Origin of the sequence: Photobacterium pectinilyticum, assembly GCF_024357955.1 — a bacterium.
GTDB classification, from domain to species: domain Bacteria; phylum Pseudomonadota; class Gammaproteobacteria; order Enterobacterales; family Vibrionaceae; genus Photobacterium; species Photobacterium pectinilyticum.
The window spans coordinates 35059-49494 of record NZ_JANEYT010000026.1 but is presented as its reverse complement, the minus strand read 5'-3'; the positions used below and the strand labels follow the sequence as shown (position 1 = coordinate 49494).

Below are 14436 nucleotides of genomic sequence, written 5' to 3'. Positions count from 1 at the left end.
CTTGTGATACAAAGCTGCAATCAAGGTATGCCCTTGATATATAGATGTTGAACTGGATGTTGGTGCTTTACCGGTAATTGACAAAATTAACGGGTCGCTAGTGCGGATTGAACACCATAACTGCCAGTTATACTGTGTTTTTTTTTAGAGGCAAGAAAGTGGATGTGGAAGCGTGTTCCGACACACAGATTTGACGTTTATGACGTCAGAAATGGGGTGGTTATTGTCCTAAATATACAGGTGTGTAAGTTAATGTGGTCAATGGCCGGGGGAAGCCCCGGCCTTAGTCGGTTATTTTTTTGCGGCGTAAATGCTGAACTTGTTGTTTTTAGCTGTTGTTTCGCAGTTACCCAAACTTTCTTCGATAAGCGGCGGGTAACGGAGGAAGCTGTTGGCAACAATGATCAATTGACCATCTTGGCGAAGGTACTGTGGTGCCTTGGCGATAAAGTCTTCGGTGGCCGCATAGAAGGTCTTCAGCCCGGCATGGAACGGCGGGTTGCTGATCAAATAGTCGTAAGGGCCTTTCAGCGCTGCAAAAACGTCAGTTGCAGTAAAGGTCGCTTCGAGCTGGTTGACCCGGAAGGTCTCCTCGGCTGACGCAATGGCCAGGGCGCTGATATCACACAGTTCCAGCTCGATAGACGGGTTCTTTGTTTTCATCACGGCACCAATGACCCCGGCACCACAACCGAAGTCCAGAACGCGGCCACGCAGTGACGGCAGGGTTTCCAGCAATAGCTTTGAGCCCTGGTCAAATTCACCGTGGCTGAATACGCCCGGCAGCGAGCGGATGGTTAGTTCGGTGCCTGCAATTGACAGCGGATAGCTGCGGAACCAATCTTTAATTTCGAATGTTGATGGCGCTTGTTCACACCGTCCCCAGTAAAAGCTGCAGCGGCGAGCCGAGTCATACTTGGTTACCGCACCATATGAAGCGAACATCTTTTCGATACTACGAACACCACTGCGATTTTCGCCCACCACACAGATTTCAGTTTCCGGCCCAAACTTTGCCAACAACATGGCCAGCAGGTATTCGGCTTCGGCTTTGGCTTTCGGCCAATACAATAGGATCATGTCGATGTCGGCATCGTCGCTGAACTCTGCACCGAAAACGGTTCGAATGGCAGTGTGAGCTGACATGCGGCGGGCGTAGCCGAAATTGGTGGTGAAGATCGTTACCGACGAGGCGGTTTGCGATAGCTCGACGGGAAAAGTGTCGGCTAGCTCGCCGGCCACCAAAACCTTGCGGTTTTCAAAAAATTCCAATTGGCGGGCAGCAACCTGACTGGCAGCACTGTATGACATAACGACCTCAAGAATGGATGAAAGCAGTGTTGGGGCGCGAATTGTTCCACAAATTCACTCATAAGAAAAGCGAGCTGGGGCTATCGCCCCAGCCAAATAGGTTAGTGCTGGTCTTGGTTGTGCAGGAAGTCTTGGAATTCGGCCTCATAGAGCTTGAACAGTACCAAGGTGACGGCAAAGATGATCGGACCGTAGATCAGACCGATTAAACCAAACATATGCAAACCTCCAATGATCGAGAAAAAGATCAACAGTGTACTCATGCCTGAGCTGCCCTGCATCAGTAGTGGGCGCAGGAAATTGTCGATTGAGCCAACCACGATGGCGCCCCAGCCAATCAGGAATACAGCCCACTCCCACTGACCTATTAGCAGTAGGTAAATACTGGCCGGTAGCCAGATCAGCGCGGTGCCGACCACAGGGATCAACGAGGCGAAAGCCATCATCGAACCCCAGAATAACCCCTGGAAGCCCGCCATCCACATGGCGAAACCACCGGCAAAGCCTTGGGCAAGGGCGGTTAGGAAAGAGCCTAATACCGCGGACTTGGCCACTTGCTCGACTTCATTGAGTACTGCATCTTCCTGGCTGCGTGACAGTGGCAGTACATGGCGGATAGTCTGAACTATCTTGTCATGGTCGCGGAGCAGGAAGAACAAGACAAACAGCATCAGCATAAAGTTGATCAGGAAATTGGTGGCATCACCTAGTAAGCGGGCGCTGACATTGAGCAATTGGGCGCCAAACTTTGATGAGGCTGCTGCTATTTTCTGGACCATTACCTGGGTATCGACCGGCTCGAACGGTGAGTATTTTTCAACAAGGGTAAGTAACTTGACCACATAGGGATGGGCCAAGACTTCCTGAACGCCACCGGAGGTCAGCCACGTATAGCTTTCCTTGGAAAAGGTGGTGCCCTGATGGATGATTGAGCTGAATACCACCAGCATTGGGATCACGATGATAAAAGTCAGCAAGGTACAAGACAGTACCGATGACAGGTTGGGGGATCGAGGCATCACCCTGTCCAGCTTTTCATGCAGTGGGTAATAAAGCAGTGAAATAATAAAAGCCATCACGATAGGGCCGATATAGGGTTCTATCAATGTATAACTGGCGTAGGCGGCCATAGCCAACGCGGCGACAAGCATCCAGTGGCGCGATTCAATTTTGAATGGTTTGGGCACTGTATATCCCTTTTTGATTGTTTTAGTGGGGCTGTTGTTGTTGCAGTTTGGGTATTATGATTGCACCACATTGCCTGTATAGCAATCACATTGGTGATAATATCTGTCTGATTTTACAAGCGGGGAAGCGTGTTTATGGGGTGTTGTGATTGTGGCTGTGAGACCAAGAAAAAACGGCGGGCTCCATTCGCTGCTTGGGTGTTGCTGGCACTGATACTGCTAACATTATTCTTTTGGCAGTAGCCATTGTCGAGGAAGCAACAAGCCGCTCAGAAAGCGGCTTGTGTCTATGGTCGCTGGCAGTATTTATGCTTACTGTGAATTACGCAGCAGCTTCTTCTGCCAAGGTCTTGAAGGCATACTCAGCTGCACTTAGCGTAGCTTCAATTTCCTTGTCACCGTGGGCTAGGGAAGTGAAGCAGGCTTCGAATGCTGATGGGGCTAGGTAAACACCTTTTTCCAGCATCAGGTTAAAGAAACGTTTGAAACGCTCGACATCACATTTGGCTACATCGTCATAGCAGTTCACTGCGTCCTGATCGGTAAAGAAGAAACCGAACATCGCACCCACTTGATTGGTGTTCAGCGGGATACCGTATTTGTCAGCAAGTGCCTGGAAGCCTTCCGCTAGGCGCTGGGTGGTGTTGGCAAGCTGTTGTTCATGGCCTTCTTGAGTTAGAACGGTTAGGCAGGCGTGACCTGCAGCCATAGCAACAGGGTTACCAGACAGTGTACCCGCTTGGTAAACCGGGCCTGTCGGGGCGACATATTTCATCACTTCACGACGTCCGCCGAAAGCACCGACTGGCATACCGCCGCCGATGACTTTACCCAGCGTGGTTAGGTCCGGTTTGATGTTGTAGTAACCCTGGGCACCGCCGTGTGAAACACGGAAGCCCGTCATCACTTCATCAAGGATCAATAGCGCGCCAAACTCGTCACAGATCTCACGTAGGCCTTCAAGGAAACCCGGTACCGGTGGGATACAGTTCATGTTGCCAGCGACTGGTTCAACAATGATACAAGCGATTTGTTCTGGATTCTCGACAAAAGCTTCGCGTACTGAGTCTAGGTTGTTGAAGGTACAAGTCAGGGTGTGCTTGGCAAAATCAGCCGGTACACCTGGAGAGCTTGGCTGGCCCAGTGTCAGCGCACCAGAGCCTGCTTTTACCAATAGGCAGTCTGCGTGGCCGTGGTAGCAACCTTCGAACTTGATGATCTTATCGCGGTTGGTGAAGCCACGGGCCAGACGGATGGCGCTCATGGTTGCTTCGGTACCCGAGCTCACCATACGAACCATTTCCATAGATGGAACTAGTTGGGACACCATCTCTGCCATGGTGATTTCCATCTCGGTTGGCGCACCAAAGCTCAGGCCTTGCTGTGCTGCCTTGATCACCGCATCGCGGATCGCGACATGGTTATGACCAAGAATCATCGGACCCCATGAGCCAACATAGTCAATATAGGCTTTGCCATCGGCATCGAAGATATAGGCGCCGTCTGCGCGCTCGATAAATAGCGGGCTGCCGCCTACCCCTGCAAAGGCACGAACCGGTGAGTTAACGCCACCCGGGATGGTCTGTTGTGCTTTGGCAAATAAATCAGCTGACTTGCTCATTATGATGTCCTGTTATTGAAGGTTGTCCTATTTGAACTGTCGGCATTGTACCTAGGCTCTGTAGGGCTTTCAATTGGTGGCGCAGGAACTCTGATCTGGCGCAAGGCTGGTGGGGGGATAAAAGTGCTGTGCATCACTGCAAAGCTAGTTTCCAACATTGAATATGTAAAAAAAACAATCGGTCAGCTATGCTAGTTTGAGGCGCCTTCCCCATATTTTAGAGCGCCCCTTTCTAACGCTCCCCCGGCTCCGGGATGATTTCACGATTACGGCATTTTTGATGACAGAGAAAAACCAAGGTACTCCTGCGCCTGAAAGACTGCAACCTAGCGGGCTGGTACGGCGCTTTTTATCGCGTGACAAAACCCCTGTATCCGTCCTTTTCCTTTCTGCGCTGGTGGGGCTGGGGGCGGGCTTATTATCGACCTTGTTTGAAATTGCGGTGCACTGGGTGTCGGAGCAGCGCACAGAATGGCTGCGCCATGAGATCAGCGGTATGCTGCCGCTGTGGTTGTCAGCGTTTCTGATCAGCGCCCTACTGGCTTTGGTGGGCTATTTCCTTGTCCACCGGTTTGCGCCGGAGGCGGCAGGATCGGGGATCCCGGAGATCGAAGGGGCGATGGATGACATTCGGCCGGTACGCTGGTGGCGGGTATTACCGGTTAAGTTCATTGGTGGTCTGGGGGCGCTGGGTTCGGGTATGGTGCTGGGCCGGGAAGGGCCATCGGTACAGATGGGGGGGAACATAGGTCGGATGGTGTCAGACTTATTCCGACTTAAAGATAAAGAAGGCCGCCATGCACTATTGGCCTCGGGCGCCGCAGGCGGCCTGGCCGCGGCGTTCAATGCACCGTTGGCTGCCATTATGTTCGTGGTTGAGGAAATGCGGCCGCAATTTCGCTACAGTCTGATTTCGATTAAGTGTGTGATGATCTCGGCCATTGTGGCCAATATTGTGTTCCGCAGTATTTCTGGCCAGCAAGCTGTGATCACCATGCCGCAATACGATGCACCGTTGCTGCGTTCGCTGTGGTTGTTTTTGTTGCTCGGGATGGCCTTCGGCATTTTCGGTGTGACTTTCAATAAGCTAATCACCCTGAGCCAAGATATGTTTGCCCGTATCCATTGTAATGATCGTCGCCGCTATTTACTAACCGGTACCTTGCTCGGCGGAACATTCGGTTTACTGTTGCTTTATGTCCCGGAGTTGACCGGAGGAGGGATCAGCTTGATCCCCAGTGCGACAAATGGTGAGTACGGGATCAGTGTACTGTTGATTCTATTTCTGGCTCGAGTGGCAACCACGTTGCTGTGTTTTGGCTCTGGGGCGCCCGGTGGGATCTTCGCTCCGATGCTAGCTTTGGGCACCTTGTTTGGTACTTTCTTTGGCGCTATCGCCCAGCATTTATTTCCGGATCTCGGTCTTCAGCCGGGTATGTTTGCGATTGCCGGCATGGGCGCGTTGTTTGCCGCTACCGTCCGGGCCCCTATCACCGGGATTTTGTTGGTGATCGAAATGACCAATAACTACGATTTGATCTTGCCATTAATTATTACGACCCTTGGGGCAACGATGCTGGCACAGGTATTGGGTGGTCAACCCATTTACTCCCAACTTCTGCATCGGACTATAGAAAAGGAAAAAAAGGCTCAACGAGAGCAGTCTACGGTGGTCAATACTTGAACGAGATAGTCAGGTATTAGATAATGGCGGGCATAACCGAAAGTATTGAGAGGTTTTAAATGAGCGATGCTAATCTGCCGCTGAGTTTTTCCGATGTTGCAGCAAATAAAGTGAAAGCGCTTATTGCCGAGGAAGAAAACCCGGAGCTGAAGCTGCGTGTTTACATCACCGGCGGTGGTTGCAGTGGTTTCCAATACGGCTTCACATTTGACGAAAAAGTCAATGAAGGCGATACCACGATTGAAAATAGCGGAGTCACACTGGTTGTTGACCCGATGAGCCTGCAGTACCTGATCGGTGGCACGGTTGATTACACGGAAGGGCTGGAAGGTTCCCGTTTCTTCGTGAACAACCCGAACGCGACAACCACTTGTGGTTGCGGTGCATCGTTCAGCGTTTAATTGCGCTTGAAGCAGTAATGCTGCTTGAGTAATAGCTGAAAAATGGCGATTAGAAAGCCGCTCCTATTGGAGCGGTTTTTTTTATTGGGTAATGTGGATCTCAGCCACAACCGGTTAGGTGCGGTTGCCTAGCAGCGGACTGTTGTCGGCAATAAACTGGCTGAAGTGGTTCAGCTGCGCCATACGTTCTTTGGCAAATTTCTGGAATTGGGACTTTTCCTTGCCGCTCAGTGAGCGGGCCTGAGGCAGTTTTACCGTTCTCGGATTTTTGTGTACACCGTTGACCAAGAATTCATAATGCAGGTGGGCACCAGTCACGCGGCCGGTACTGCCCAAGGTACCGATGGTTTGTCCCTGCTTGACACGCTGGCCGGTTTTGACTTTACGTTTGGTCAGGTGCAGGTACTTGGTGATGTAGGTAGAGCTATGGCGGATGAATACATAGTTACCATTGAATTTGTTGTAGCTCGATTGCATCACCACCCCATCGCCTGCCGCCCAAATCGGGGTGCCGACCGGGGCGACGTAGTCAGTACCGCGGTGGGCGCGAACTTGCCCGGTTACCGGATGGAGACGATTAGGGTTGAAGTTCGAACTGACGTAACGGAAATTGATTGGCGAGCGTAGGAAGGCCTTGCGCATTGCCTGTCCTTTTTCGTTATAGTACTGACCGTCTTCGCTGCGAATCGCTGTGAATGTTTGACCTAGGTTGGTGAAGGTCGCAGCCAGAATGTTGCCCCGGCCAATTGGTTCACCTTCAACTAAGCGCTCTTCAAAGAGTACCGAGAAAGTATCACCGGAGCGTATGTCCAAGGCAAAGTCGATATCCCAGCCGAAGATCCCGGCAATTTCCATTATTTGGTTGGCGGTTAGCCCGGCTTTGTCGGCGGCATTCCAGAAGCTGGAAGTGATCACGGCCTGAGCAAAATTGATCTGTAGGTCGACGTCCTTGCTCTCTTTATTCGAGTAGAAGGTGTCAGCGGTGCGGGTGATCACCAAGCTATCGGTCGCACTTTTCGGCTGGATCAGCTGAACGAGCTGGTTGTCTTCGTCAAAACCGAAACGCAGTTTGTCGCCCGGACGTAGGGTCGTTAAGCTCTTTGTGCCCTCGTCGGCATTGACCAAGTGGTAAAGTGTCGCTGGAGACAGGCCAACCTTATTAAATACCACCGCGAGGCTTTCGCCAGACTGCACTTCGTGCTCTTTCCATCTCAGTGCCGGGATAGCTGGCTTTTCGTCGCTCGCCATAGGTCGCAGCTGATTAGTATCGAGGGAGATCTCGAGCGGGTAGAGTTTACCTATTTCGAATTTTCGCTCGGGGTGGCCGCTGCTTTCTGAACTCGGCCATAATAGTAACACCACGAGCAGCGCGCTGATCACGGTGATAAGAGTTTGGTGCATCTTTGGCAACTGGCGGAGTATCGGTACTTGCATGTGGTGTTTTTTTGCTATTTCGTAAAAAATAAGACAACCCTTAGTCTAACTGGTTTCAAATAACATCGCTATTCAAGTAAGATTGAGGATTATTACTTTTTTGCCAATTCTGTGGGAGCGAACAAGAATGGCCAGCATTGAACAAGCTTTAGCTGAGATTAAGCGTGGTGTGGATGAGTTGATTCCGGAAGAGGAGCTGATTGCCAAGCTGAAAGAGAACCGTCCTCTACGAATCAAACTGGGTGCCGATCCAACTGCACCGGATATTCACTTGGGTCACACCGTGATCCTGAATAAACTGCGCACGTTCCAGGAGCTAGGCCATGATGTCACGTTCCTGATCGGTGACTTCACCGGTATGGTAGGTGATCCAACAGGCAAAAATACTACCCGCCCACCGCTAACTCGCGAAGACGTTCTGCGTAACGCTGAAACTTACAAAGAGCAGGTATTCAAAATTTTGGATCCGGCCAAGACCAAGATTGAATTTAACTCGAGCTGGCTGTCTGAGCTAGGCGCGGAAGGTATGATCCGTCTGGCTGCAAACCAAACTGTTGCCCGTATGCTTGAGCGTGATGACTTCAAAAAGCGCTACAACGAAGGCCGTCCTATTGCGATTCACGAGTTCATGTACCCATTGCTTCAGGGCTATGACTCCGTCGCGATGGAGACCGATGTTGAGCTGGGTGGTACTGATCAGAAGTTCAACCTGCTGATGGGTCGTGAGCTGCAGAAAGCCAATGGCCAAAAGCCGCAAGTTGTTCTGACCATGCCACTATTGGTGGGTCTGGATGGCGTTAAAAAGATGTCCAAGTCAGCACATAACTACATTGGTGTGACGGATGTACCTAGCGAGATGTTCGGTAAAATCATGTCGATTTCTGATGATCTGATGTGGAACTATTTCGAATGTCTGTCTTTCCGCCCGCTGGCAGAAATTGACCAGTTCCAAGCGGATATTGCTAGTGGCAAGAACCCACGTGATGTGAAGATCTTGCTGGCGAAAGAAATCATTGCCCGCTTCCACAGCGAAGCTGATGCTGATGCTGCCGAGCAAGAGTTCATCAACCGTTTCCAGAAAGGTGCGATGCCAGAGGAAATGCCAGAGTTCGAATTCGAAGCTGGTATTGCAATTGGTAACCTGTTGAAAGATGCGGGCTTGGTTAACTCCACGTCTGATGCGATGCGTATGATCCGTCAGGGTGCAGCGAAAATCGATGGCGACAAGGTTGAAGATACCAAGCTGGTTCCAGCGGCTGGTACTGCGGTTTACCAGGTTGGTAAGCGTAAGTTTGCCCGTGTAACCCTGAAGTAATCAAGGTCTACACGAACCCATATTAAAAAGGCGCCTCAGGCGCCTTTTTTGATCAAACTGCCAATAGCCAATAGCCAATAGCCAATAGCCAATAGCCAATAGCCTATATGCTATAGTCGTTACGCTGAGTGTCATCCTGGCTCAGGTATTCAATGAACTCCCACTCTATCCCATTGGGATCCCAAAAATAAATGCGCTTTCGCCAAGGGTGCGACGTCTCCATCTCATTTTCTTTATACCCGGCGGCCAGTAAGCGTGCTTTGACACTTTCGATATCATCAGTCACCAAACCAATATGATTAATGCCACTGTCTCGGTACGGTGTGCGATCGACTGACTCTCGTTCGACAACTTCCTGCAGGGCAAGGTAGCTTAGTTCGGTACCGATATGGCACCAGCGGTAGAGATCGCCTTGGCCGCAATGGCGGATGGCGAATGACGGTAGGGCGGTTTGGATAAATTCGACAGTGCGGTCTATATTACCGACGGTAATATTGGCATGTTCTACATAGGGGAGCATAGGCACCTCGGCTTTTCGTTAAATAAGGCCTTTGTTAAATAAGGCCTTTGTTAAATAAGGCCTTTGTTAAATAAAGTTTTTTGCTTATTTAAATGTAGCTCGCCCTCTGGGTAAGTAAAGTTATTTTCTTACTTAATGGTTTGATTCATTGTGATCAGGCAAAAAAAACCGCCAGAGTGACGGTTTTTGTGAAATTGCATAAGCTATTTAACTTGATGTTTCTATTTATATCAATGCCTTATGGCGAAGGTTGGCAGTGAAAGGTGCCAGCGTATCGCTGCCAGGCGGATCGTCAGCGTGGTGATAATGCCTGCTAGGGTTGCAACCGCACTGTCGACATTTGCTGACAGGGACACAGTGTGGATAATCCCGCCGAGGATACAGGCAGTGGCATACACCTCGGTTCGCAATACCATTGGGATCTCCCTGGCCAGTACATCGCGGATCACCCCGCCGCCACAACCAGTCATGACGCCCATGATCACCGCGACCATCGGTGTCGCACCGAAGCGCAGTGCCTTCTCGACACCAATCGCTACAAATACCGCAAGGCCGATGGCATCGGATACTGGCAATATCCACCACGGCATCTGTCGTGGACGGCGAATTGCCAGCATGCTGATCAAGCAGGTAATGAAAATCACCCAGAGGTAGTTGGTATCGGTGATCCAGAAAACAGGCGTGGCCCCCAGAGCCATATCGCGGATAGTCCCCCCGCCGATTGCGGTGACGCTGGCCAGCACCACGACCCCGAACGGGTCCATCCGGAGTCTGCCTGCCAGTAATACGCCCGAGGCGGCAAATACGGCCGTTCCGAACATATCGAGAACATAAATGAGCATCATGATACCTGCTGAGTCAGAGAATATAGGGTGATCGCGCAGATTGTACGACGAATAAACTGGCTGACAACTCGCTGATACCGCTTTGTGAGGTGACTCACATTGATTGTTGATAGCGTGTTACAAGCGGCTCTGTCGTACCTGATCTAGGTACTGGCAGATCTCCTCGGCAGCCATAATTGTCCGGGGAGTTGGCCGGTTCAGCCAGTCTGATGTAACCGTAAAAATGTGCTGTTTTTCAACGGCGGGTAACTGTTGGCGCCAATTGTCCCATACTGAAGGATCGGCTGCGGCATGCGAGGTGCCGAAGATTACCTCCGGCTGGCGGACAATGACCTGCTCGGTTGAGATCTGCGGATAGGCTGCGGCACTGTTGGCAAAGATGTTTGACCCGCCACAGACGGCAAATACTTGGCTTGGCCAGTTGTCACCCGCTATGGTGATCATCGGGTTGTTGCTGAGCTGGTAGAAATAGCTGACTGTGTTTTTTTTCTGATACGCTAAACGCAGAGTGTTTAGCCGTTGGCGGAAGTCATTGGCATTGAGCTGGGCCTGCTTGGGTGAATCGGCATATTGCCCCAACTGTTCTAGGGTGCTGGCAATATCTTCTAGTGACTTGGGGTCGGAATAGAATACTTTGAAGCCCAGCTGTTCCAGCCTGGTCATTTCGCGGGTAGGGTTTCCCCCTTTCCAGGCCAAGATCAGATCCGGCTGCAGGGTGACGATCCGCTCCATTTTGATACCGCGATAGTTGGCCACTCGTTCGAGGGACCTGGCGGCTTCCGGATAGTCACTGTAGTCGCTGGCAGCGATGAGCTTATCACCCAGCCCCGCAGCATAGGCCATCTCGGTCGTGTGTGGCGACAGGCTGATGATGGTTTTTACGGGCTGGGCCGCTGTGAGGAAGGCCGGAATTAACAGTAGACAGAAAACAGCTAATCGCACTTAAACAGCTCCTTGTAGCATTAGCAATAGCAGGCTTTGGACGGAAATCCAGATCCATAGTCGCTGGTTAGCGAGGCGATCAATTTGACTCAGGTGCAATGCTGCTGGGGCTATTTTGCCACCCAGTTTGGGCCGCTCCATTTTTATCTGATCATAAATAACCGGGCCACCCAGTGACAGCGACAGTTTGTGGCCAGTCGCCGCTAATAGCCAGCCTGGGCCGGGAAGTTGCCAGCTTTCCCCCTGTTGTCTGAGCCCCCGCAATGCCACTCTCCCGTTGTGGCCAATCATCAGAAATAGCGCAAATAGGCGAAGTGGAACAATATCCAGTATGGCAAGGGCTGTGGTAGCCGGTTGGCCAAAATGGCGGAACTGCTGCCTGCTGGGGGACCAGCAGCGGCTTAGTTCGACGGCTAAGCGATACAAGATAGCCCCGATCCCGCCTGCCAGGGCGTACCAGAACAAGACGCCAATGACCAAGCGCCCGTATCCTACCAACAAGGTTTCGGCGCCGGCTTTACCCAGCCCTAGCAATGACAGGTTGCCGGTATAGCGGTTTAATTTGGAGTCAAGCAGCGCCCGGCATTGCAGCTTGTCCTCTCGGCTATAGGCGTGGACAAACTGTTTGCTGAACTTATGCATATTGCGCCAGTCCAGAGCAACCCACAGCAATAATAAGTGGAAAGTGACATCTATCCAGACCAACTGGTAAAGGCAAATAAGGACAATCAACACGGTCAGCCATAGCAGCGACCAAGAGAGCAGGCCAGACAAGCGCTTTTGTTGCGGGGCATCACTAGGTTTATTGACTTTGCTGGCAAGAGTTAAAGCAAGCTGGCGCCAGATTTGCAATGGGCTGAGCTGTGAGGGAATCGGAAAGAGCCATTGCAATGCCAGTGCACCCCACAAAGCGAGTAGGGTGCTGTTACCGGCGATAAGTGCAATGGCGTCGGTCATCTTACTGGTTCAGTAGGTCAACCATCTTGGCAACCATTACCGATGAGCTTTGTGCTGCTACCGGTAGGAACTCTTCAAAGCTCATTGGCGATTCTTTGTCGGCGACATCAGAAATTGCACGAACAACCACGAACGGCACGTTGAACTGGTGACAAGCCTGGGCAATCGCCGCCGCTTCCATCTCAACAGCGATAACTGTAGGGAAGTTGTCACGGATGAAGGCTTGTTTTTCTGCTGAGCAGACGAAGGCATCGCCAGTGCAGATCAGGCCACGTACTGCGTGGATATCGCCCATGGTTGCCAGTGCTTGCTCGGCCACGTCCATCAACTTGGTATCAGATACGAAAGCGGCTGGTTGTTGTGCCATTTGACCGATTTCGTAACCGAATGCCGTGACGTCGGCATCGTGGTAACGGACTTCTGTCGAGATCACTACATCACCGACGTTCAAGCTGCTGTCGAAACCACCGGCAGAGCCTGTGTTTAGCACGACATCTGGCTGGAAGATCTCTAGCAGTACAGCGCTACCCACAGCGGCAGCAACTTTACCGATGCCAGATTGAAGCAGAACCACATCATGTCCATTGAGTGTACCGGTGTAAAAAGTACAGCCTGCCTTGTGGTGAGTGTTGCAGTTAGCCAGTTGATCTTTAAGGATGGCAACTTCTTGCTCCATCGCGCCGATAATGCCGATTTTCATCAATACAGTCTCTTATTTGGTAACAAGCCCCCATTGAGGGGGCGTGGGAGTGGCTCAATTGTAACATGGTGGACAGCCACAATGCCAAGCTGCCAACCCGGTTAGTTACACATTGAGGTAGTCAAGGATCCCATCTGCGGCGCGGCGTCCTTCGTCAATGGCGGTTACCACCAAATCCGAGCCACGGACAGCATCACCGCCGGCAAAAATCTTCGGGTTGGTGGTTTGGAAGGCATAACTCCCGTTTTCAGGTGCTTGGATCCGGCCCCACTGATCGAGATCAACCCCGAACTCGGATAGCCAGGGCATGGCGTGGGGTTGGAAGCCGAAGGCCATGATAACCGCATCGGCGGGTAGGGTATGCTCACTGTCCGGCACGGGCTCTGGACGGCGGCGGCCTGCGTCATCGGGGTCACCGAGAGCCGTCTTGACCATCTTGACGCCGCAGATATGGCCATTGCTATCGATTTCCAAACCGGTCGGCTGCAGGTTGAACTGGAATTTCACGCCTTCCTCGCGGGCGTTTTTTACCTCACGTTTTGAGCCAGGCATATTGGCTTCATCGCGACGGTAAGCGCAGATAACCTTGTTGGCTCCCTGGCGTACCGAGGTCCGGACGCAGTCCATGGCGGTATCTCCCCCTCCGAGGACCACCACGTTTTTACCTGCCATATCAATAAACGGTTGTTCGCCCTCAAGCCCCATTACCCGGTAGGTGTTGGACACCAAGAACGGCAGCGCATCGAAGACACCTGGCGCCTCTTCGTTGTCCAGGCCTGCTCGCATGTTTTGGTAGGTCCCGACACCGAGGAATACGGCATCATACTCAGCAATCAAATCGGCTAGCTCGATATCTTTACCAACGTCGGTATTGAGGCGGAACTCGACCCCCATGTCGGAGAATACCTTCCGGCGGTTGATCATCACCTTTTTTTCCAGCTTGAACGACGGGATGCCGAAGGTCAGCAGTCCGCCAATTTCCGGATAGCGGTCGAATACCACGGGTTTGACCCCGTTGCGTACCAAGATATCAGCACAGGACAGGCCTGCAGGGCCAGCCCCTATGATCGCTACCTTCTTGTCGGTCCACTCGACATGGGACATGTCCGGCTTCCAGCCCATCTCGAATGCTTTGTCAGTGATATATTTCTCAACATTACCGATAGTGACGGCACCGAAGTCATCATTCAGGGTGCAAGATCCTTCACACAGTCGGTCCTGCGGGCAGACCCGGCCACAGACTTCGGGCAAGGTGTTGGTCTGGTGCGCTAGCTCAACCGCTTCGATGATCCTGCCTTCATTGGCGAGCTTGAGCCACTGGGGGATATAGTTGTGAACTGGGCACTTCCATTCACAATACGGGTTACCGCAATCGAGGCAGCGGTCTGCTTGGGCGCTGGCCTGTTGCTGGGTGAAGGGCTCGTAGATCTCGACAAACTCAATCTTGCGCACTTTGAGTGGCTTCTTGGGTGGGTCGATACGCGCAACATCGATAAATTGGTATATGTTCTGGCTCATC

13 protein-coding genes are annotated in these 14436 nt (G+C 51.8%); 3 read left to right on the top strand and 10 right to left on the bottom strand.

Annotation, left to right across the window (positions count from 1 at the left end; genetic code table 11):
* Positions 1-291: 291 nt before the first annotated feature.
* From rsmC to hemL, 3 genes are all read right to left on the bottom strand, one after another.
* Positions 292-1311, bottom strand: coding sequence for a 16S rRNA (guanine(1207)-N(2))-methyltransferase RsmC (rsmC, locus tag NHN17_RS12860; protein WP_255042961.1), 1020 nt, complete (start codon positions 1309-1311; stop codon positions 292-294).
* A gap of 101 nt (positions 1312-1412) precedes the next feature.
* A complete protein-coding gene (locus NHN17_RS12855) occupies positions 1413-2498 on the bottom strand; it encodes an AI-2E family transporter (protein WP_255042960.1) in 1086 nt (361 codons plus the stop codon).
* Between the two features lie 322 nt (positions 2499-2820).
* Positions 2821-4119: a glutamate-1-semialdehyde 2,1-aminomutase gene (gene hemL / locus NHN17_RS12850; protein ID WP_255042959.1), complete on the bottom strand. Its 1299-nt coding sequence runs from the start codon at positions 4117-4119 to the stop codon at positions 2821-2823.
* A gap of 280 nt (positions 4120-4399) precedes the next feature.
* Here hemL and clcA point away from each other — a divergent pair, with 280 nt between their 5' ends.
* A complete protein-coding gene (gene clcA, locus NHN17_RS12845; RefSeq protein WP_255042958.1) occupies positions 4400-5803 on the top strand; it encodes a H(+)/Cl(-) exchange transporter ClcA in 1404 nt (467 codons plus the stop codon).
* 59 nt (positions 5804-5862) lie between these two features.
* Positions 5863-6204, top strand: a complete 342-nt coding sequence (gene erpA / locus NHN17_RS12840; RefSeq protein ID WP_107350759.1) for an iron-sulfur cluster insertion protein ErpA — start codon at positions 5863-5865, stop codon at positions 6202-6204.
* Positions 6205-6318: 114 nt separating this feature from the next.
* Here erpA and shyC read toward each other — a convergent pair whose 3' ends face one another.
* On the bottom strand, positions 6319-7638 hold the full coding sequence (gene shyC / locus NHN17_RS12835) for a peptidoglycan DD-endopeptidase ShyC (protein ID WP_255042957.1): 1320 nt from the start codon (positions 7636-7638) through the stop codon (positions 6319-6321).
* A gap of 127 nt (positions 7639-7765) precedes the next feature.
* On the opposite strand from shyC, the gene tyrS reads away from it, so the two are divergent.
* Positions 7766-8953, top strand: a complete 1188-nt coding sequence (tyrS, locus tag NHN17_RS12830; RefSeq protein ID WP_255042956.1) for a tyrosine--tRNA ligase — start codon at positions 7766-7768, stop codon at positions 8951-8953.
* A gap of 103 nt (positions 8954-9056) precedes the next feature.
* Here the strand turns inward: tyrS and NHN17_RS12825 are convergent, their stop codons facing one another.
* The 6 genes from NHN17_RS12825 to NHN17_RS12800 all read right to left on the bottom strand — a co-directional run bounded on the left by NHN17_RS12825 (position 9057) and on the right by NHN17_RS12800 (position 14435).
* On the bottom strand, positions 9057-9473 hold the full coding sequence (locus tag NHN17_RS12825; protein ID WP_255042955.1) for a VOC family protein: 417 nt from the start codon (positions 9471-9473) through the stop codon (positions 9057-9059).
* Positions 9474-9703: 230 nt separating this feature from the next.
* Positions 9704-10315, bottom strand: a complete 612-nt coding sequence (locus NHN17_RS12820) for a TRIC cation channel family protein (protein WP_255042973.1) — start codon at positions 10313-10315, stop codon at positions 9704-9706.
* 120 nt (positions 10316-10435) lie between these two features.
* A complete protein-coding gene (gene btuF, locus NHN17_RS12815) occupies positions 10436-11260 on the bottom strand; it encodes a vitamin B12 ABC transporter substrate-binding protein BtuF (RefSeq protein WP_255042954.1) in 825 nt (274 codons plus the stop codon).
* Positions 11261-12217: a cobalamin biosynthesis family protein gene (locus NHN17_RS12810; protein WP_255042953.1), complete on the bottom strand. Its 957-nt coding sequence runs from the start codon at positions 12215-12217 to the stop codon at positions 11261-11263.
* Position 12218: 1 nt separating this feature from the next.
* On the bottom strand, positions 12219-12917 hold the full coding sequence (mtnN, locus tag NHN17_RS12805; RefSeq protein ID WP_255042952.1) for a 5'-methylthioadenosine/S-adenosylhomocysteine nucleosidase: 699 nt from the start codon (positions 12915-12917) through the stop codon (positions 12219-12221).
* A gap of 105 nt (positions 12918-13022) precedes the next feature.
* Positions 13023-14435 carry a glutamate synthase small subunit GltD family protein gene (locus NHN17_RS12800; protein WP_255042951.1) on the bottom strand — a complete coding sequence of 471 codons (1413 nt, stop codon included), beginning with the start codon at positions 14433-14435 and terminating at the stop codon, positions 13023-13025.
* Between the last annotated feature and the right edge of the window lies 1 nt (position 14436).

Bases quoted from the DNA above. Each gene is read 5' to 3' on its own strand.
- mtnN (WP_255042952.1), bottom strand. From the start codon at position 12,917: ATGAAAATCGGCATTATCGGCGCGATGGAGCAAGAAGTTGCCATCCTT.
- NHN17_RS12810 (WP_255042953.1), bottom strand. From the start codon at position 12,217: ATGACCGACGCCATTGCACTTATCGCCGGTAACAGCACCCTACTCGCT.
- NHN17_RS12800 (WP_255042951.1), bottom strand. From the start codon at position 14,435: ATGAGCCAGAACATATACCAATTTATCGATGTTGCGCGTATCGACCCA.
- hemL (WP_255042959.1), bottom strand. From the start codon at position 4,119: ATGAGCAAGTCAGCTGATTTATTTGCCAAAGCACAACAGACCATCCCG.
- rsmC (WP_255042961.1), bottom strand. From the start codon at position 1,311: ATGTCATACAGTGCTGCCAGTCAGGTTGCTGCCCGCCAATTGGAATTT.
- erpA (WP_107350759.1), top strand. From the start codon at position 5,863: ATGAGCGATGCTAATCTGCCGCTGAGTTTTTCCGATGTTGCAGCAAAT.
- NHN17_RS12825 (WP_255042955.1), bottom strand. From the start codon at position 9,473: ATGCTCCCCTATGTAGAACATGCCAATATTACCGTCGGTAATATAGAC.
- shyC (WP_255042957.1), bottom strand. From the start codon at position 7,638: ATGCAAGTACCGATACTCCGCCAGTTGCCAAAGATGCACCAAACTCTT.
- clcA (WP_255042958.1), top strand. From the start codon at position 4,400: ATGACAGAGAAAAACCAAGGTACTCCTGCGCCTGAAAGACTGCAACCT.
- tyrS (WP_255042956.1), top strand. From the start codon at position 7,766: ATGGCCAGCATTGAACAAGCTTTAGCTGAGATTAAGCGTGGTGTGGAT.
- NHN17_RS12820 (WP_255042973.1), bottom strand. From the start codon at position 10,315: ATGCTCATTTATGTTCTCGATATGTTCGGAACGGCCGTATTTGCCGCC.